Source organism: Candidatus Poribacteria bacterium (genome assembly GCA_026702755.1).
Lineage (GTDB): Bacteria > Poribacteria > WGA-4E > WGA-4E > WGA-3G > WGA-3G.
This window is the reverse complement of record JAPPBX010000080.1, coordinates 1-19,892: the sequence shown is the minus strand read 5'-3', so window position 1 is coordinate 19,892 and position 19,892 is coordinate 1. Positions and strand designations below refer to the sequence as shown.

Genomic DNA, 19,892 nt, shown 5'->3' with positions numbered 1-19,892 from the left:
TTAAGTTGAACTCACGTTGGATGATTATACTTTACGTGAACGAGAAAATCAACCTATTATCATGGCTACTGAAAGAGGAGCAATTCGCCGTCTTTGACAATCAGAACCTTCGGGTCGTAGACCGCGTCCCCGTTAGCATCAAAAGAGAATTTCCCTAAAATTGTGTCAAAATCTCTGATACTTGCGAGCGCGTCTCGAATCGCTACAGCATCGGTTGCGTGTGCCCTCTCGATCGCCTCCGCGAGAATATGAAATGCGGCATACGCGCGCGCCGCGAAGTTGCTGGGTGCCATGCCGAATTGGGTGGTATAGTTCTCCACAAACGCTTGATTTTGTGGCGTATCAACAACGGCACCCCATCCGATAAAAGTCATCGCGCCCTCGGCGGCTGCGCCTGCGGCTTGCACATCTGCTCCGGTTAATGTGCGCACGATGAACGGAGCAGATATGCCGAGTGCGTGCCCTTGGGTGAGTATGTCAGGCTTTTCTGGGGGTTGAGATGAAACAAAGATAACATCAGGGTCCAGTATCTGGATTCGGGTTAACTGTTCGGAAAAGTCGGTATCTCCACCTTGGAAGGTTTCAGTGGCGACCACTTCAATACCGCGCGCCTTGAGGACCTCCCGCACTGCTGTGTCGCTATCGGTGGAGAAAAGATCAGTTTCATCATATAGTGTAGCGACGCGTTGATAACCGAGGTGTGTCTGTGTGACTTCAATGCCCCTGGGGATAAGTATATCTGTAGTCAACGCGACGCGAAAGACAAAATCTCCGATCGCGCTGAGACCGCGGGCAGAAGATGTCGGACTTATTGCGACCACCTCATTTTCTTGTGCGATCGGAAAAGCTTCCTTCGTTTGATCTGAATTAACAGGTCCAAGAATAACGGACACCCCGTCTTGGTGGATCAGTTTATTGAAAGCTGCGATTGCGCCTTCTGTGGTGCTTTGATCGTCTTCGATGATAAGCTTGAGTTCCACACCATGAGGTCGGGCGGCGTTAATTTCACTGAGTGCCAACTCAAAACTTTGCAAGAGTGGGCTGCCAGACACGTAACTGAACCGACCCGTCAATGGTAAAACGACCCCGATAGAAATATCTTCACCGACTTCCGGCATCTGAGATGTTGCAGGTTGGGTAATCTGGGAAACTCGTTCACACGCGGAAAATCCGATAATTAGGGCAACAATCGCGAATAGAAATACGCATCGTATGAATTTTTTCGTATTCATAAAACTCCTTGTGTATACTTCGGTCTATTGGCAGCAGACGCGGTGCTTATCGCATTATATCATTTTCACACTGAAAATCAAGTTAAAACCGATTCGATCCGGACATCTAATATACTTGATCTATTTTCCATTATACGATATATTATGATAAGCCTAACAGGCAAAAACAACAACCTTACATCAGATGGAACAACATGACCACTGAAACGAAATCACCTGTCCGCTGGGGAATCCTCAGCACAGCAAATATTGCGACAAAGGTTGCCCATGCGATCCATCTCGCCCGGAACGCTGACTTAATTGCGGTTGCGAGTCGGACTGAAGAACGTGCTACTACATGGGGACAAGAGCATAATGCTCCTACGACCTACGGCACCTACGACGCGCTTCTCGCTGATGACTCACTTGATGCCATCTATATCCCTTTACCCCCCTCACTCCACGCCGAATGGACAATCAAAGCGGCAGAACGCGGTAAACACGTCCTTTGTGAGAAACCGCTTGCCGCAAATGCTGATGAAGCCACTGCTATGGCAGATGCCTGTCGACAAAATGGTGTGCAACTGATGGACGGGGTCATGTGGGTGCATCATGAACGCACCGCGGCAATGAAGCAGAAACTAACAGACGGGACCCTCGGGCACCTCCGCCGAGTGACAGCTGCGTTCACCTTTAATTGGGACACAATCCCTGTCGGCAATATCCGAGCAATGAAGGAATTCGCAGGCGGAAGTCTCGGAGATTTAGGCTACTACTGTGTCCGTGCGATTCTCTGGGCATTCGAGCAGATGCCGACACAGGTCTTCGCGACAGCGCGTTACAAAGTTGGGGTGGACTTTAATCTCACTGGTATCCTCTGGTTTGAGGACGAACGCATTGCGACCTTAGATTGTGGGTTTGACACAGGACTTCGGAAGTGGTTTGAAGTTGCTGGCACGCGCGCCTCAATCGTCTGTGATGATTTCACCGTCCCTACGTCTGAAGAGACTGCCCGATTCTGGATTCACGGACCGGACGGAAACGAACGGAACACTATTGATGGGTGTATTCAGGAAGTTACAATGATTGAGCGGTTCTCTCAGATTGTGCAATCTGGGAACCTTGAAGAAAAATGGTCCGAAGTAGCCGTAAATACAACGCGCATCTGTGACGCGCTTCTTGAATCGAATCGACGCAAAGAAGTCGTCAAGTTGTAATCGCCCCTATAGAACGAAAAGGATAACTATGAAAATTACAAATATTGAAACGTTTATTGTGGATGCAGGGTGGCGCCCATGGACTTTCGTTAAGGTTGAAACAGACGAAGGGATCACCGGTTATGGGGAATGTAGCGACGGCAGAAACCCCAACGGCGTGGTCGGAACTATCAAGGATTTCACACCGCTGATGATTGGACGAGATCCACGTGCTTATGAGATGCGGTTCTGGGACATGATTCGCGGTTCTCGGCAAAGTCCTGGCGGCATTGCAGCGAAGGCGATCGCTGGAATCGAGTGTGCCTTGGTAGACATTAAAGCGAAAGCCTTGGGAATCTCTGTTGTTGAGTTGTTCGGTGGACCGACACGTGATGACGTGCGTGTCTATTGGTCGCACTGTGGTAGCTCTCGTGCCCGCAATTATGAACTGATTGGTGTGCCACCCTTAAAAAGCATGGATGACATCGCCGCATTAGGTCGTGAAGTCGTTGAAAGAGGCTTCACCGCGCTTAAAACCAATGTCATTTTTCCCGGTGACACCGCGTCTGTCCATTTCGGTGGTTTCGGTGGTGGACCCGGTACGACCGACGGAAACGTAACGCCTCAAGTCCTACGGCACATCGAAACCTTAATCGGTACTTTTAGAGAAGCAGTGGGGCCCGATGTTGGTATCAACCTTGATCTGAACTTCAACTTCAAACCGGAGGCGTGCATGCGTATCGCCAAAGTACTTGAGCAGTTCGACATGCTGTGGCTGGAGATCGATATGTACGACCACGAGGCTATCCGTCAAATCAAGGATTCCACAACGACGAAGATATGTACCGGCGAAAACCTCTATTACATGCGCGAATACCTCCCCTATTTTGAATGTCGTGCCGCTGATGTGTTCATGATAGACGTACCGTGGAACGGATTCGCACCCTCAAAAAAGATTGGGGACTTGGCGAACGTGTTTCAACTCAACGTCGCGCCGCATAACTACTATAGCCACCTCGCCACTTATATGAGCGCGAGTCTTTGTGCCGTGCTGCCCAATGTGCGAATCATGGAAATTGATATTGATGATGTCCCTTGGAAAGACGACTTGACGACACACGTCCCAGACATTACGGATGGCTACATGAAGATCCCGACGCGTCCGGGGTGGGGCACCGAACTCAATGAGGAAGTTGCCAAGGCACATCCTTGGCCTGATCGGAGAGGAGAATGGTAATAATACTTACATGGGAGTTATCTGAACGCAAACAGGAGAATTAACTTTATGAACAACGAAAACAATGTTTTGAACGAAAAAAGTACTTCTGTCAAGTCCAAGATTGAAGAAGCGGTGCGGATGGCACGTCAACGCCTTCTTGACTTGACGTTGAACAATCGTCTCCTGAACTATCGGCCAAGCAGACGGCGAACTATTCAAGTGGTTGATGAAATTCCGAGAGAAATTTTTGACATTCTCGTTTTGCAACCAAAGACGATGCAATTTAAACCATCAGAAATTTCCGAAGAAGAAATTCGGTCACTTTTTAAGGAGGAAGAGCTAGATGAGTATTCACCTTTCCTCAACCTGCAAAATGCTGAACTTCCGAAGCACCACACTGATCGGCTTTTACAGACTGATTTGACAAAGGAAGAACTCTACAAAAAGTTATCCTATGTTCATCGACAGGCTGAAACAGTCTTTAGAGAGCAGGGTTATTCCATTCTATATCTTGCCCTTGGCTTTCTCGAATGGACGGAAATAGAACATGCCAATCAGTTAAATAGGGCACCATTAATACTCATACCAGTTGAGCTAAAACAGCAAAAGGTTCGGACCCGATTCAGCCTCTGTTGGAGTGGAGCGGAATTATTTCCGAACATATCTCTGGAAGCTAAGCTCAAAGAACAAGGCGTTGAACTTCCTGATCTTAAAATTCTTAAAATGCTTGAGGAAAAAACTGTCGTTGATGCCTATTTTCAGTCCGTGACCGAAGCAATATCCCATCAGAAAAACTGGCGCGTTGTACCAGACATCTATCTTGATTTTTTTAGTTTCACCAAATTTGTAATGTACAGAGATTTGAATCCGGCAGGCTGGGTAATAGGTGACCATCCTTTGCTTGGGGAGATTCTTGGAGAATCACCCCAAGCACATAAAGTCGATGAGTTTAAACCAGAAGAGGTTGACCAAGTGCCGAGTCGCAATTTTTATCATGTGATGGACGCAGATTCTTCTCAGATTGCAGTCATAGAAGAAGTTAAAAAAAAGCGTAACTTGGTAGTTGAAGGTCCACCAGGAACTGGCAAGTCTCAAACTATCGCAAATATGATTGCTGAACTTCTCGCTGCTGGCAAAAAAGTCCTTTTTGTCAGTGAGAAGATGGCTGCACTTGAAGTTGTAAAAGAGCGACTTGACAGTGTTGGTCTTGGTGATTTTTGTTTGGAGTTGCACAGTCATAAGTCCAATAAACGTGAAGTATTGAAAGAACTTGAACGTTCGCTTGCTGTAGGCCCTCCGCAAAAAACGGAGCAGAATCATATCTTCGATCAAATTGATTCCCGTAAAGAGAGTCTCAACGCCTATGTCAACGCACTCCATGAACCTATCAACCAGACACAAAAATCTCCTTTTACGCTTTTCGGTGTTCGCGAAATGGCGCAATGTCATTTTGAAAATGTTGAGCGCGACATGCCGCTGATTACGTTTGCCAATCCAACCGAAACTACACCGGATTGTTGGACGAAAACAAAGCAAAGTCTTGAAGAACTCGCAACTATACTGCCTCTTGTAACTCCTGTAGCAAATAATCCTTGGCGTGGTTGCAAACCTGACATCGTAACACCTGCCTACATAAAAAATACGAAAGCGTTAATTGGAACATGCATTAATGCATTGGATGCTTTGGAAAAAGTGATTCACGATCTCGCTGACGTTTGTGCGATCCAGATTCCTACGATGCTAGCAACTTTACCACAAGCCTTAAAAGGTGTTAGTGTGATGTCAAAAGCGATCCCTGTTGAACGAGAGGTATTATTAAACGATGCTTGGAATCGTCCAAATCGCGAGTCTGACACATTAATCAAAAAAATTGAAGACGTGCAGAAAGGCATTATAGAAGCCCGTGCTAAGTTTAACAAAGAACAGCTCATCGTTACTTTGGAAGCATTACGCGCTTTAGAAGACAAAGTCCATGATATAAAGGAAATTTGCGGTATTCAATCCATTAGTACACCTAAAGATCTCCGGCGCGTGCTTAATGCAGCAAATGTAATGGTCAATTCAATCCCAGTTGAGCGGGAAGTCCTATTGAATGAAGACTGGAATCATGCCAACCCTGAGGTGGAAAAACTCATTAAGCAAGTCGAAAACGTTCAGAATATTCTAACTAAGGCACGAATTACTTTCGAGTCAGTAGTTTTAGAGCGGGATGATATTGACTTACTACAGGATGAGTACAAAGAATTATGTGGGATCTTTCCACCCGTTCGATTCTTCCACTCTAAATACAATTCTATTAAAAAGCAGATTCGTAGTCTTTACAAAGACAAACCACCCCGTAAAATTGAAGCGATTCTCACATCCCTTGATGAACTCGCGCACTGTATTAACAAACGAAAAGAGATAAAAGCGTTGGAGCAGACGGGCCGCTCTTTATTTGGATCGCATTGGAAAGCAGAGGAGAGCGATACAGACCAACTCCGCCAGTTTGCGAAATGGATTATGCTGTTTCGGAAAGAATTTCTTGATGGCACACTGACTAACAGGGCAGTAGACCTTGTTAGTGAAGGAATTGCAAGTGAACACCTGAAAGACCTTATTAGGCAGGCTATAACTCAACGCGAGAGTTTTGTGAAAGAACGCGGAACACTTCTTAGCCAACTTGAAATTGATTCTAAAACTGTATTCGGTTTAGATGCAGAAGATGTATTTTTTGGCAAACTCTCTTCACAACTTGAAATGTGGAAAGCAGAACTACCGTTATTTGATTCATGGATACAATTCGTTCACGGCAATGTTGGTGAACTGTCTGAAAAACCGGAGCAACTTATTACAGACCTCGCGAAATTGTCACAATGTACTGACATCCGAACAGAGATTCAAGATATGGAACAAACAGGACAGGATTTATTTGGTAGGTACTGGCGTGGTGAGGATAGCGATCCAAAACGATTACGCGAGTCTAAAGAGTGGATTGTTGAGTTTCGCAAACAATTGATCGGAGATGTGCTTACAGAACAAGCTATTGATATAGTTGGGACTGGCGTGAATCAAGAACAAATTGAACATCTTGCGAAACAGGTTGAAACCGCTAAAATTCGTTTCGTACAGAAACGTGCCGCTTTATTCAATCATCTTGGAACCGATGCCAATGCCTTATTTGGTGTAGAAACTAAAAAAGTTTCTTTCACTGAACTACGTTCGCGCCTCGAATTATGGGAACAGGGACTAACTCGCCTTCAAGCATGGGAGCAATTTGTTAGGTTGCGCGACACTTGCCAACAAACAATTGCACAACCATTAATTAGTAGAATTGAGAACGATCTGCTTGAACCAGAGGATATAGTTCCATGCTTTGAGGGAAATTTGGCAGATGCTTTTCTTGACAAAGCATTTCGGGGACGATCTGAACTACGCGATTTTGTTTTTAATCTGCATGAAGAAAAAATAGTAGGTTTCCGAAAACTTGACAGCGAAATCATTGAATTGAATCGACTACGTCTCATCACTCAATTGCATCAGAACCGTCCTCGTCTTTTTAGCGGTGCATCTTCTGATTCAGAAATCGGTATTCTACAAAAGCAATTCAGTCGAGAACGTGGGCACATGTCTATTCGCGATCTCTTAACACAAGCAGGAGGCTTAATCCAAAAAATCAAACCTTGCTTTATGATGAGTCCGCTCTCTATAGCGCAGTTCTGCGATCCGCAGATGGTTCAATTTGACGTAGTTGTATTTGATGAAGCAAGCCAAATTCGTCTGGAAGACGCGCTTGGCGCGCTTTTGCGTGGCAAGCAAGCCATCGTAATTGGCGACACTCGGCAACTACCGCCCACTCGTTTTTTTGATGGTATCGTTGAAGATGATGAGGAAAAAGATGAAGATGATTTTACAAACCCAATCGTTGGTGTGGTAAGCATTTTAGATCTGTGTAGGCAAAGTGTTCCTATGAAGGAGTTGAAATGGCACTATCGAAGTCGGCACGAGTCTCTCATCGCTGTTTCTAATCAGGAGTTTTATGACAATAACTTGTATGTCTTTCCATCGGCTATTGATAAAGCAGAACATTTGGGACTTAAGTTTGAACACATTCCTGATGCTGTCTATGACCGTGGTAAAAGTTCTACTAATCGGCAAGAGGCACAAGCTGTTGTTAAAGCTGCGTTTGCGCATTACCGAAATTATCCAAATAAAAGTCTTGGCATAGGCACCTTTGGCATAAAACAACAACAAGCAATTCTTGACGAATTTGAAGTCCAATTCCAGCAGCAACCAGAAATGGTAGAATTTTTTGCGAGCAACCGAGAGGAATATTTTTTCGTTAAAAATTTAGAAACAATTCAGGGTGATGAGCGCGACGTTATTTTCATAAGTGTCGGCTATGGATTCGGCAAGGATGGAAAACTCCATAAAAATTTCGGTCCTCTTAGCAGCGATGGTGGGGAACGCCGTTTGAATGTTCTCATCACGCGTGCTCGTGAGAAGTGTGTCGTCTTTTCAAATTTTCGTGCAAGTGATCTTCAATTAGATATTGATGCGCCTTTTGGAGTGAGGGCACTGAAGACTTTTCTTGATTATGCCGAAACTGGGAATCTACCAGTGCCTGAATCTAACAATCCACTGGTAGATCCTGAGTCTCCGTTTGAAGAATCTGTGTATGAATTCCTGAAAAGCCAAGGTTGTAAGGTCAGTAAACAGGTTGGGTGTGCAGGCTATCGGATTGATTTGGCAGTGGTCGATTCAACCGCCCTTGGACGTTATCTTATTGGCATTGAATGCGATGGTGCACCTTACCACAGTTCACCTATAGCAAGAGATAGGGATAGATTAAGACAGCAGCAACTTGAAAGGTTAGGATGGAAACTCCATCGTATCTGGTCAACAGACTGGTATCGCAATCGTGCAGAAACAAGACGACGACTTTTGGAAGCTGTTGAGCGTGCTAAGGCTGAAAAATTGTCACCGGTTCCAATACCAGAACCTATCGATCCGCCAAAACCATCCGAGCCAGCCCGTTCTTCTGAATCCAATTTCAATCCCTCAAATTCTCTTTCTATTGCAGACCATGTTCAGGATTACCAAACTTGTAAAGATCTAAAAATCCCAATGCAGGGTGAGTTACACCTGCAAACTACATTCCAACTCGCCAAAGCTGTGAGAGAGGTTGTAAAAATTGAGAGCCCTGTTCATACTGACTTGGTTGCCCGCCGAATCCGCCAACTCTGGGGATTAAAACGAGCAGGGGAACGAATTAAAAATGCGATTGAGGCAGGCATAGCAGCTGCCCAAAGAGACAAACTTATCCATCAGAATGGAGATTTTCTGTGGGCAGCAGACAATAGGGAGATAAAGGTTCGTTGTCGAACAAAACCTAAAATTGAGTGGATATGTGAAGAGGAAATTGTTGAGGCAATGAAATTTGTTCTAACTTCACAAGGGGCAATGCCTGATAAGTCCCTTATAACTGAAACTGCTAAACTTTTCGGTTACAAATCTGCACGGAAGACTGTTATGGAGAAAATGAAACCGCTTTTGGACAAGCTCGTCAAAGCCGGTGAATTCCAGATCTTACCGAACAGTAGGGTGCAACTATCATGATGTCATCGTAGGATGATTGTATCATCCGCGCTGTGGACAGGGTGAGGGTTCAGATCGTAGTCGCCATCCAGTGAAATATCGTCAAGCATAACGACCTCGCCTGATGTGGCGGATTGGTGCATGGCGAAAAGGGTTTTAACAACGTGTAGGTTGCCACGCCCATTAGTGATAGACTTCTCTCCAGTACGCAAGCATTCCAAAAAGTGAGCCATCACGTTACCGAAGGCATCTGGAAACCAAGTTCCCTCTATCGACGGTTTAATTTCGCGAGGCTCCGGCTCCGTGAGGTGAACGGTCATATCATCGCTATTTCCGTAGATCGCGCCTTTAGTGCCTTGGATGCGAATCTCCTCGTGCGGGTGCTGCAAATTGCGTCCGGGATTGGCGAGAGACGCCCAGTTACACGAAAGCAATCCTTGTATGCCGCTCCGACTCTTGAAAAGTGCTAAAGAAACAGTTTCTCCGTCTTCAATAGATCTGTTATGTCCGTGCGCTTGGCAATAAACGCTCTCATACTCGCCAAACCATTTATGGACGAGTCCGACGTGGTGTACTTGCATCGCCGGAATCAAGTGGCGTTCGGGGAACTCCGTGTAAAACCCGTTGCAAGTTATTGAGACATGATAGATTTCGCCGAGGTGTTCAGCATTGATGTAGGGTTCAATAGCGAGGAAGCCGGGAACAAAACAGGAATTTTGGTTTACCATGAGCTGCACGTTGTGTCGTTCACAGGTTTCCACCATCTCAACGGCTTGTTGCATCGACATCGAGAAGGGTTTTTGACAGAGGATATGCTTGCCAGCCTCAGCAGCAGCTTTAACGATAGGAGAACGGATCCACGGTTGCACTGCCATGTCAACCACGTCAACATCGACATCGGCAATTAAATCAACAATACGGGTGTAGCGTTTATCAATATCAAACTTGTCGCCGACCTCGTTAAGGCGTGTAGCATCCTTGTCACAGATTGCAGCAACGCGTAAACCTTGACGTTGATAACCGAGCAGATGCTGCTGTCCAATCCCTAACCCAATCAAACCGATGCCGAATTCTCGATTGTCTGCCACTGTTTCGATTGCCCCCAATGCATGCGAAATACTTAAATACCTAACCCTTCGTCAATCTCACGCTGATACGTGTTAATCGATTCGTCCAGCATCTGATCCATTTGAACAATCTTGCCCGTTGCACCAGACTCAAGGATTGCATAAGAGACAGCGACAGAGCGTGTGCCTTGATAGGCGTTGACTTCAACTTCTCGGTTTCCGGCAATAATTTCAGCAAATTCACCGTATTCAATAGCAATATTTTTCGCGTCCCCTTGCGTAAACTTGTAGTTCCACAATCGGTCGCCGCCGAAAAGGTCCGCTGTGACAGCATCTAAATGAAAGTCTGGGACGAGGTCCAAAACCCGTTGGTCATTAATCGTTTCTTGTCCGTCAATATTGAGGGTAATAGTCCCACCGCTCCGGTCACCAGGGAGCGTCATAGAACCTCGGGATCCATGGATTTTGCGGAGCCAACCGCCTTGTCCCCATGCCGCGTGCTCCTCAATATATTGCCCGACAACACCGTTTTTGAAAGTGATCGTTGCGTAAGCGGCATCCTCCGCTGTTGCCTCAAATTCAGCAGGCATCTCGCGCTGCCATTTGGTGTAGACACCAGCGGGGTTAGAACCAGATTCACCGGTCACTGCGGCAGAATTATGCCGAATAGGTTCATGAAGACGGGTTTGCGCGTAGACAGTATCAATTTCACCGAGTAGGTATTCCATCATGTCAGCATAGTGAACACCGACATCAAGCAACACACCACTCTGATCCTTTTGGTGTCGCCAGACGGAGATAGTCATACGATTTGCGCCACCAATTGCATGGTGGATGAGGAAACGTGGGGTGCCAATGACTTCCGCGTCCAGCAGTGCCTTAGCAAGCCGGTTCATTGGATCGCGTCGATAGTTCTCTGCAACGCTGAGGATTGCCTCAGAAGCATCAGCCGCACGACGGATGAGATTGCACGCCCGAACCGTCAACCCCATCGGCTTTTCAACCATAGTATGCCAACCGCGTTCAAGGGTCTCAACAGCGACGGTGTGATGATACGGTGGCGTGGTCGTCACATCTACAGCATCTACGCCGACTTCAGCGAGTTCTTCCAGACTTCCAACAACAGCAGGCTTTTGACCGAAACGTTCTTCTGCCTGTGCCGCGAGTGACTCAGCATTGTCAAGAACCGGATCACAAGCACCGACGAGGTCAAAACGTGGCCACCCTACCCGATGGAGTTCTGCCAATCCGTACATGTGTCGGTGTCCCATCCCGCCGCATCCAACAATTGCCAATCTAATTTTATCCATGTTATCCCCCTGCAGCTGACGGTGCGTCTTGCAAGCACCCTCCGTTTAATCAAGGACCGCTTCTAACCGCTTAAGATCAACTTTCATTTGTGTCTCATTATCTCGGTACATTTGGGAACGATTAATGACCTTATTCGCATATCTTTTACCTCTGCTGATAAGGGGACCGCGTATCCTCACCTTACCGGGACCGACGTTATACGCGCCGAGTGCCAAAGTCAAATTATTCAAATGTTTTTTATACAGCCTCTTGAAATAAGTTAAACCAGCGTGCAAGTTTTTGTGTGGGTCAAACCGTTCATCTATGTTCGGATCAAAATTCGGCTTGCGTTTATTTTCGTACCGTGGCACCTTGAGTCCAAGTTCTCTTGCGGCAGCAGGCATTAGCTGCATCAACCCTGCTGCTCCATTCTTCGACACAGCGAGCGGGTTAAAGTTGGACTCAGTGTGAATGATGGAAAGCATGAGTTCGACATCAATATCATATTCTTTTGAGATTTGGACGCTCTTGTATACGGAATCTGTCTGCTTTGATTGTCGTGTTTGAACTTCTGATTCCGTTACTGGTGGTTGTGTCGTTAAACCGTCTGTAATCTGAGGTTTCTGTGAGGTAAACTGCGTTCCATCATTCGATCTCTGTGAAATAGAGTGCTCTCCGCCAAAATACATTCCTACTGAAGCGAGATGTTTACGGTCAAAATCACCGTGATTGAGATAGGTGTAATGGAACTGTTTTCCCAATTGGTTAAGTGAGAACCCGATGCTCCAAGACTGCGGGAGGGTTTTGTCGGTAAAGGAGAACGCTGAACCGAACCGAGCCATAATTGACTCATTCCCGACTTCTACACTGGTTCCGAAACCGGGTGTGGTAATATCAAAGCGATTATGCCATCGAATAATTGGATGGGGAGTTAGGACTGCACCGAACGCAAGCTGCTGGTCGAAAGTTTGTAAAACCTGCCCATTTTGGTGGCGGATGGTCACACCAGAAATATCGCGGAACCGGATGCCAAGGGTAAGGTAGGAATTAACATCTGTTACCACACCGACATCATAATTTTGTGCCCAGAGGCTACCGTGATACGGGGCACGACTATAGCCTGTGCTTGCACCGAGTTGTAAAGTCCCGAATTTCCTTGCATAAGAAAACAGTGCTTGATTGTTACCAAGTTCAAAACTACCAATCGGGTTCGCGGTGTGCTCCACGAGAAATCGGTCGTTGCTATTTAAATCCAAGAAATTTATACCGAATGTTCCGATCGGTTTAATAGGATACGCGAGAGAAACTGCACCTTGGGACAGGTCATAGATGAGATTTCCGCGTTGCAGCATTGCAAGCCCAGCAGGATTCCAGAGTGGACTTGTTGCATCATCGGCACTGCTGATAAACGCGCCGCTCAGTCCAAGTCCACGCGTTCCGACCTCAGGTCTTAGATTGGGTGGATTTGATAATGTGTTTGTTTGACTCAGGAGATACGCTATTAAAAGAAGAACAGTCGCTATGAGGAGCCAGCCCCGTTTACGGTATAATAAGGTATTTAGTTGGTTTTTCACTTCTGCCTTTGTACCTAATTTCAAAATGTAAATGGGGTCCTGTTGAAACACCTGTATTCCCGGAAAGACCAATTACTTGCCCCTTGGAGACGGTTTGACCCTTCTTCACCCGAATACGAGATAAATGTCCATACCACGTGGTAAAATCGTCATCGTGTTCAATGCCTACAATTTTACCGTATCCACCCCGTCGACCGGCAGCGATAACTCTGCCAGCTTTAGAAGCATAAACACGCGTCCCTGTAGCAGCACGGAAATCTATACCTTCATGAAACTGGTATCTGCCCGTTACAGGGTGAGGACGGTACCCGTATCTTGAAGTAACAACCAAAGGTACCCGAAGGGGCTTTCCAAAACTGGGACTGCCATCCTGTCGAATGCGAATTCTTGTGCCAATCTGGAGGCTGCGAGGTGAAGAGATACCGTTGATTCTCTGAAGGTCCCGTGATTCAACGTTATGGCGACGTGCGATACTCCACAACGTATCTCCTGCTTTTACTCGGTACCAAGTTCCCTCAACAGGGACAGGGGCTCCAGGAATCAGCAGCTTTTTCCCGATTTGCAACGATTCTGTTGGCTGAATGCTATTCGCTTGGATAATCGATTTGAGTGGGACTTTATATTTCCGAGAAATGCCCCACAACGTATCTCCTTTTTTCACCAGATGCTGGTGCCCACCAGCATCAAGTCTCATTCCAGAGAACGCTACCACAAACACAACAGCTATAGAAATATGAATTAACTTCCTCTTCATTTGATACCCTAAGACAATATAAGCAAAAGTAAATTCTACCAGCATGCCAAGCAAAGCGAACACCACTTTCAGGACAGAATTAACTTTTACAAACTAATCTCTAACGGTTAGCAAAACCGTTTTTGTTTCCGAAAAAATTTGGGTATCGGTATCAATTCCAGAGGCTCCGACCGAAACAACCTCGCTAATTACGGTTACAACAAGTTGAATAACTTCAACTTGAACGCTCTCTCCATTTAGCGTCTGTGGGGCAGTCCAAGTAACTGAATTTTCGTTAGAATTGGAAAGCACCCCAAACTGGGTAATATTCAGCCAGTTTAACGTGACACTGGTACCTCTAACCCCTTTCACCGAAGCAGTCAGTTCCACCTCTTCGCCAGGTTCCACCGTTTTCTTTGTAACGGTGATCTTTACGTCAAGATCGGTAACTTGCTCCGTCGTCTCCGCAGCATCTGGGTTTTCTGTAAGTTCAATGATATCACCAGTGGCTTCACTATCCGTTGCCGTTGTATCTGTCTCGGACACAGGATTGTTTAGGTTGCTACCACCGCAACTCGCGAAACTTAATACGAAACCCACTACGAGAATATAAAAAAACACTCCAAGGAATCGATATACTCTCATGGTACCATCCTCTCTTCATATTCAGGTCAGTAAAAACACTTATACGGGGCATGCCCAATAGAACATCTATTTCCACTAACAGAAACGGATAAGAAGAGAGTTTGGTTACAAACAATCAAGTAGGTTTAGAAATAGGGTATTAGGCTGAGATGAATTTTCCCAGCCTAAACATTTGATTATTATTTTATGTTTTCTAATTCTTGACGCAGGAACGCGAGAATGTCCGCGATGTCCTGATCACTAAGGATATCGGGGGCATAGAATGGCATAAGAGAGCCACCACCGCGAATTTTAATAGCCCAACGTTCTATCGCTGCGTCAATATTGCGAGGAGCTCTGGAACGGATAACTTGCGACCCGATGCCAGCTTTGTAAGGGGTTGGATGGCACACAACACAAGCGCGCCCAAAAAGTTCCCATCCCTTTTGCGCATCGCCACTCATAGCGGCGAGTTTCTCACCCGCTGCCTTTTTCGCAGTTTCATCCAGCATCGCAATTTCAAACTCGGGACCTTTGTTGTCCCCAGAGATAAATTCAAAATAAGCCATGAGTGCTTCAGCATGTTCTGCTGGAATCGCGGTAGGATTCACTTTATCGTGTGCGACCCGCTGTAAGAAATGCTCATAACAGAACCCGCCGCCACCCGCTGCGCGTGCGAAATCTGCGCCTTTGATCATCCCGCCTTTAGCTTCTCCGCGGTGTGGAACACCGACAACGCTGTGCCCTGCACGAATCAGACCGTCTGGGTTTGCTTTGTCGTCAAAATCGGCGTGGCAGTTCGCACAGGAAAGCCCAGTCGCGTAACCTGATCTGGATGGACCTGGTTTAATTGTTCCTTTGAAAGTTGGATCGTGGAAAAGTTCGCGTCCCAGCTTCGCTTTGTCCGACATTTGTGACATTTGGGCGTATGCCAGAAGGATAAATCCTATAATCAAAACGCTGCAAAGGGAAAACGAAACAAATTTACGCATTATGAATCTCCTTTTGATGTATATTCTAAGTATTTTATCAAATGTATAATTTATTGTCAATAAAAAATCCAGGTTTTTTTATCTTGAATGCTATACACTGTATAGCTTCAACGCTCCAAAAGGCATTTAGGTTGACTCCAAAACAGCAATGTAGGGTAAATTCCGATACTGTTGCGCATAGTCAAGTCCATATCCAACAACGAAAGCATCCGGAATTTCAAAGCCAATATAATCGACAGCAACGGATACTTGACGTTGAACAGGCTTATCAAGCAGTGTGCAAACCTTAACAGTCTTCGGATTCAACGGCTTGAGATGTTCATGTAGAAACTCCAAAGTCCGTCCTGTATCAATAATGTCCTCCACAATCAGGATGTGCCGTTGTTTAAGGTAATCACTACCACCACGAATAAGTTGAACTGCTGATGGTTTTGTGCTATTGTGGTAACTCACAAGTTGCACAAATTCAAAGCGAAGTGCGACTTCTCTTCCTTGATCCGCAAGTTGCGCCCTAAAGATGGCACGCGCAAGGTCTGCGAAAAACAGAACACTTCCCCTAAGTACACCAAGTAAGACCAGTTCTTGGTTCTCGTAATCGGTAAATATCTGAGCACCAAGTTCCTGAATTCGGCTCTGGAGGCGGGATTCGGATATAAGAACAGATTCAGGGAGAGGTTTCGTTGCTGACATAACGTAAATAAAGATATTGCTGCGTACCGGGATGAATCTTGAACCGTTCACTGGTGGTATAACCAACGATCCAGAGCATTTCATCACCACAAACGAGTAGTGGGACGCTATCCCGTTCATAGCGAGGCACCTTAGCGTCCATCAAAAAATCCTTAAGCTTTTTCGTTCCCTGCATACCGTAGGGTCGAAACCGATCACCTTGCCGTCGATTGCGTACCGTGAGTGGTAATGTGTCTAAAGATGGATTTGCAAACATCTCCTTTAACTTTTCATAATCGAACACTGCTTCAAATTTCCCGTCTGGTAACGTAGGTGCTTCACGAGATTGGATATTACCCAGTTCTACGGTGATTTCTGCTTTTAAAGGAGTAATAGACACTTTACCCGGAACAGCGAGTGGATACGCAAAATTTTCCATCTCAGCGGGAACCGGCGATCTGGAACCCGCGTTCGCCTCAAAGATAAGGTACTGATACACACGTCGGAATCGCAAGCCGTTCGGAAGTGCTAACACAGTATTGGGGGATTCTCCCTCGACGATGCTTAGCATCGCTTCACAGTGTGTGAAATAGAGATCGCCCGTGTACCCTGACATCTCAGCGAAGCTCCGCCGCAGCACCCGTCTCTGTACCGCGATATGGTACTGCCGAAGTTTCGCACTGTCTAAGACAACGCTTCCTGACTTTATAGATGTCTCAATTTCAGTCGAATCTTGTATCCGACACACCTCAAACGCCTCCCGCGCGACCGTATCAAGGTATTCCGATTCAGTGCCCAACACATCCGCCGTACGGCTTAATCCGGTCTTGATGTTCGGATTATAGTCCCTTTCAAGTAGCGGGATCAATTCGTGGCGGATACGGTTACGAAGGTAACGTGTATCCGTGTTGGTTGAATCCTGTCGCTGCACCAGCCCCATGGACGTAAGAAACGCCTCAATCTGTTGTCGGGTAAAATCTGCGAGCGGTCGAATAAACTTGACATCTCTAACAGGGGCAATGCCTTTCAATCCAGTGGTTCCGCTCCCGCGGATGAGGTTCATCAAAACCGTCTCGGCAGTATCGTCCCGATGGTGTCCCAAAGCGACTTTGGTCGCTCGAATTTGTGTACAGATGTCTTCATAAAATTGATACCGTGCCCTACGCGCACTTGCCTCTACAGAAAGCTTCCACTGCTTCATTAAAAGAGGAACGTCCGCACGTCCAATGGTGCACGGCAATTCTAAGTTCGTTGCATGTTGCTGCACAAAGTCCGCATCCGCATCCGCATCCGAACGAAGACAGTGATTTAAATGCGCGACATGAAGTTGACAATTGAGTTGGGTACGTAAGGCATGTAAACCGTATAGGAGTGCGAGAGAATCCGCACCGCCTGAGACCGCAACAATTACCGTTTCGCCATTTTCGATCATCGCGTGCCGCAAAATGAAGCGGTGCATCTGTCGCACGAAGTCGGCTTTCATGAGGTGTGCCTATTTTTGACAGCAAATTATGCCGTTGGAATATTAACTGGGCTGCAAGTTGTGTCAAAAAGAGCAATGCCGGTGCGGAGATTCGAACTCCGGACAGCACGATTATGAGTCGTGTGCTCTAAACCACTGAGCTACACCGGCGCGTGTCTGGATGGGCTTACAAACTTTGCCCTAAAATCTACATTAAGTATAACATATATTACCAAAAAAGTCAAGCATTTTCTTGCGATTGCGATTGGAAACTGATATTTGACTTTATCTTATTAATTTGTTATGATTATCTTGAAATAAAAAGAATCTTGATCGCGAGATTGAAACCGTGAGGCTTTGTCAGATTCAACCAGAATTTCCTTTCTTGAAATGAAAAGAACCTCAATCGCGAACCTGTTTTTTGACGCGGCCCCCTACGGGCCGCAATTTACAATAATATCAGCTGTAAACAGAAACACGCACACTGATTCAACGCACGGATAGGTTTTACTAAACGTGCCTTGTTGTTGCCTATCTGCCTCCAAGCAGTCTATTGGAGCGAATTCAATTCTTTTTCGGAGCCTCGCTTTATAGGTTGTACGAGGGCTCAGAGCAACAGCCTGCTTTTACAAAAGGAGGATCTATGAAATCTACGGTAACATCTATTTTGACATTTTTAGAAGGTGCCAGACAATTTGTAATTCCAATCTATCAACGCACGTATGAATGGAAAAGAGAGCAGTGTTCGCTATTCTGGGACGATGTCCTATATATTGGCGGAAACACAGAACCTAAACCCCATTTTTTCGGCTCAATCGTCTACATGGATCCAGAAGAACCTCAGAACATTGGAGACGTCCAAGAATTTTTGGTGATTGATGGACAACAACGATTGACGACCTTATCGCTTTTAATTTCGGCACTCAGCAGAGTTATTCAAGAGCAAGGCGTTGATATTGGCATCAGTCCAAAAGAATTATCAAATCGTTATCTTTTCAATGACAATAAAATGGGAGAGGCACGCTACAAACAGATTCTCACTGAAAGCGATAAAGAAACGTTGATTTGCCTCTTGGAAGAAGATAGAGAACTTCCTACACCTTACGCTCCACTCTTAGAAAAAAATTACCGATTTTTTTATTCCCAATGCAAAAAAGCAAATCTTGAAATCGTGTATAGAGGTATTGAAAGATTAGAGATTGTCAGTATTGTGCTGGAACCTGCTCAAGATAATCCGCAATTGATTTTTGAGACGCTTAACACAAAGGGACTTGAGCTTTCTGAAACGGACAAGATTCGTAACTATTTGCTGATGGGAAAAGACCTTGATTCCCAAACAAGATTGTATAACGATTTATGGTATCCTATAGAGCAACGTTTTCGGAATGAGGATCAGCACTTTAAGCGTTTCATGAGGCATTACCTAACGTTAAAAACTCGGAAAATTCCGAAACTGAGTGATATTTACAAGAACTTTAGAATCTATGTTGAAACAGGACAATCTTCAGACAAGTTAGAGGTAGAGGAAATCGTCAAAGAAGTTTCTCGTTATTCAAAGTACTACCGTAACATCGCAATGCTTGATGAAGAAGATACGCAACTAAAGGCGTGTTTGGCAGATCTACATGAACTCAAAGCAGACACTGCCTATCCATTTCTGCTTAAGGTCTATGACTATTACGTAAGCGACAAAATTAAAAAATCAGAAGTGATAGAAACCTTGCGATTGATAGAGAGTTACATCTTCCGACGCGCCGTATGTGGACTGTCCGACAAATTTCTAAACCATATATTTGTCGATATTTTGTCCGAAATGGACACGGATGATGAAAACAATTATCTTGAGAATCTAAATGAGACTTTCTTAGAATTGCAGGCGCATAGACGTTTTCCGAGAAATAGGGAATTCAAGCGCGTGTTTACGAGTAAAGATATGTCTAACTTTTCCCGTCTAGATTATCTGCTCCGAAAACTGGAGAATTGTCAGCGTAGGGAACCTATTAATCTCAAGGAGTATACCATTGAGCATATAATGCCACAGACACTCACTAACGAGTGGGAACAGGATTTAGGAGACGATTATCAAAGAGTGCATGAATTGTATTGTAACGACATTGGGAATCTCACGCTTACCGGACGCAATTCAGAGTTAGGCAATCGTCGTTTCAAGGAGAAAAGGGACCTCCTAAAAGAGGGGTTTCGCTATAGTTCCTTGTATTTAAATGAGGGTGTTTCATAAATAATAGTTGCCAAAAGTCAGGATACTGGGTATCCTTCA

At 45.5% G+C, this 19,892-nt stretch carries 12 protein-coding genes, 1 tRNA gene and 2 pseudogenes; 4 read left to right on the top strand and 11 right to left on the bottom strand.

The window, feature by feature from the left end:
- Positions 1–65 precede the first annotated feature (65 nt).
- Positions 66–1,232, bottom strand: a complete 1,167-nt coding sequence (locus tag OXH39_14285) for an ABC transporter substrate-binding protein (GenBank protein MCY3551624.1) — start codon at positions 1,230–1,232, stop codon at positions 66–68.
- A gap of 194 nt (positions 1,233–1,426) precedes the next feature.
- On the opposite strand from OXH39_14285, the gene OXH39_14280 reads away from it, so the two are divergent.
- Genes OXH39_14280 through OXH39_14270 form a run of 3 tightly spaced genes read left to right on the top strand, consistent with a single transcriptional unit; the run spans position 1,427 to position 9,224 of the window.
- The gene (locus OXH39_14280) at positions 1,427–2,428 is read left to right on the top strand and encodes a Gfo/Idh/MocA family oxidoreductase (GenBank protein MCY3551623.1); all 1,002 of its coding nucleotides are present in this window, start codon (positions 1,427–1,429) and stop codon (positions 2,426–2,428) included.
- Positions 2,429–2,456: 28 nt separating this feature from the next.
- Positions 2,457–3,644: a mandelate racemase/muconate lactonizing enzyme family protein gene (locus tag OXH39_14275; protein ID MCY3551622.1), complete on the top strand. Its 1,188-nt coding sequence runs from the start codon at positions 2,457–2,459 to the stop codon at positions 3,642–3,644.
- Between the two features lie 48 nt (positions 3,645–3,692).
- Positions 3,693–9,224: a DUF3320 domain-containing protein gene (locus OXH39_14270; GenBank protein ID MCY3551621.1), complete on the top strand. Its 5,532-nt coding sequence runs from the start codon at positions 3,693–3,695 to the stop codon at positions 9,222–9,224.
- A 2-nt stretch (positions 9,225–9,226) separates the two neighbouring features.
- Here OXH39_14270 and OXH39_14265 read toward each other — a convergent pair whose 3' ends face one another.
- From OXH39_14265 to OXH39_14220, 10 genes and pseudogenes are all read right to left on the bottom strand, one after another.
- Complete coding sequence (locus OXH39_14265; protein MCY3551620.1) at positions 9,227–10,291, bottom strand: Gfo/Idh/MocA family oxidoreductase; 1,065 nt, start codon at positions 10,289–10,291, stop codon at positions 9,227–9,229.
- A 32-nt stretch (positions 10,292–10,323) separates the two neighbouring features.
- A complete protein-coding gene (locus tag OXH39_14260) occupies positions 10,324–11,580 on the bottom strand; it encodes a Gfo/Idh/MocA family oxidoreductase (GenBank protein MCY3551619.1) in 1,257 nt (418 codons plus the stop codon).
- 45 nt (positions 11,581–11,625) lie between these two features.
- Positions 11,626–13,134 carry a transglycosylase SLT domain-containing protein gene (locus OXH39_14255; protein MCY3551618.1) on the bottom strand — a complete coding sequence of 503 codons (1,509 nt, stop codon included), beginning with the start codon at positions 13,132–13,134 and terminating at the stop codon, positions 11,626–11,628.
- Position 13,135: 1 nt separating this feature from the next.
- A pseudogene (locus tag OXH39_14250) lies at positions 13,136–13,465 on the bottom strand (M23 family metallopeptidase).
- A 57-nt stretch (positions 13,466–13,522) separates the two neighbouring features.
- Positions 13,523–13,828 (bottom strand): annotated as a pseudogene (locus tag OXH39_14245) (LysM peptidoglycan-binding domain-containing protein).
- Between the two features lie 153 nt (positions 13,829–13,981).
- Positions 13,982–14,512, bottom strand: a complete 531-nt coding sequence (locus OXH39_14240) for a hypothetical protein (protein ID MCY3551617.1) — start codon at positions 14,510–14,512, stop codon at positions 13,982–13,984.
- A gap of 179 nt (positions 14,513–14,691) precedes the next feature.
- Entirely contained in the window at positions 14,692–15,483 is a 792-nt protein-coding gene (locus OXH39_14235; GenBank protein MCY3551616.1) for a c-type cytochrome, read from the bottom strand.
- Positions 15,484–15,609: 126 nt separating this feature from the next.
- Positions 15,610–16,173, bottom strand: coding sequence for a hypoxanthine phosphoribosyltransferase (gene hpt / locus OXH39_14230; GenBank protein MCY3551615.1), 564 nt, complete (start codon positions 16,171–16,173; stop codon positions 15,610–15,612).
- Positions 16,148–17,635 carry a tRNA lysidine(34) synthetase TilS gene (tilS, locus tag OXH39_14225; GenBank protein ID MCY3551614.1) on the bottom strand — a complete coding sequence of 496 codons (1,488 nt, stop codon included), beginning with the start codon at positions 17,633–17,635 and terminating at the stop codon, positions 16,148–16,150. Before tilS ends, hpt begins: the two co-directional genes overlap by 26 nt.
- A gap of 76 nt (positions 17,636–17,711) precedes the next feature.
- Positions 17,712–17,785 (bottom strand) — tRNA-Met (locus OXH39_14220).
- 472 nt (positions 17,786–18,257) lie between these two features.
- Here OXH39_14220 and OXH39_14215 point away from each other — a divergent pair.
- Complete coding sequence (locus OXH39_14215) at positions 18,258–19,853, top strand: DUF262 domain-containing protein (GenBank protein MCY3551613.1); 1,596 nt, start codon at positions 18,258–18,260, stop codon at positions 19,851–19,853.
- Positions 19,854–19,892 lie beyond the last annotated feature (39 nt).

Bases quoted from the DNA above. Each gene is read 5' to 3' on its own strand.
- OXH39_14285 (MCY3551624.1), bottom strand. From the start codon at position 1,232: ATGAATACGAAAAAATTCATACGATGCGTATTTCTATTCGCGATTGTT.
- OXH39_14280 (MCY3551623.1), top strand. From the start codon at position 1,427: ATGACCACTGAAACGAAATCACCTGTCCGCTGGGGAATCCTCAGCACA.
- OXH39_14275 (MCY3551622.1), top strand. From the start codon at position 2,457: ATGAAAATTACAAATATTGAAACGTTTATTGTGGATGCAGGGTGGCGC.
- OXH39_14270 (MCY3551621.1), top strand. From the start codon at position 3,693: ATGAACAACGAAAACAATGTTTTGAACGAAAAAAGTACTTCTGTCAAG.
- OXH39_14260 (MCY3551619.1), bottom strand. From the start codon at position 11,580: ATGGATAAAATTAGATTGGCAATTGTTGGATGCGGCGGGATGGGACAC.
- OXH39_14240 (MCY3551617.1), bottom strand. From the start codon at position 14,512: ATGAGAGTATATCGATTCCTTGGAGTGTTTTTTTATATTCTCGTAGTG.
- OXH39_14235 (MCY3551616.1), bottom strand. From the start codon at position 15,483: ATGCGTAAATTTGTTTCGTTTTCCCTTTGCAGCGTTTTGATTATAGGA.
- hpt (MCY3551615.1), bottom strand. From the start codon at position 16,173: ATGTCAGCAACGAAACCTCTCCCTGAATCTGTTCTTATATCCGAATCC.
- tilS (MCY3551614.1), bottom strand. From the start codon at position 17,635: ATGAAAGCCGACTTCGTGCGACAGATGCACCGCTTCATTTTGCGGCAC.
- OXH39_14215 (MCY3551613.1), top strand. From the start codon at position 18,258: ATGAAATCTACGGTAACATCTATTTTGACATTTTTAGAAGGTGCCAGA.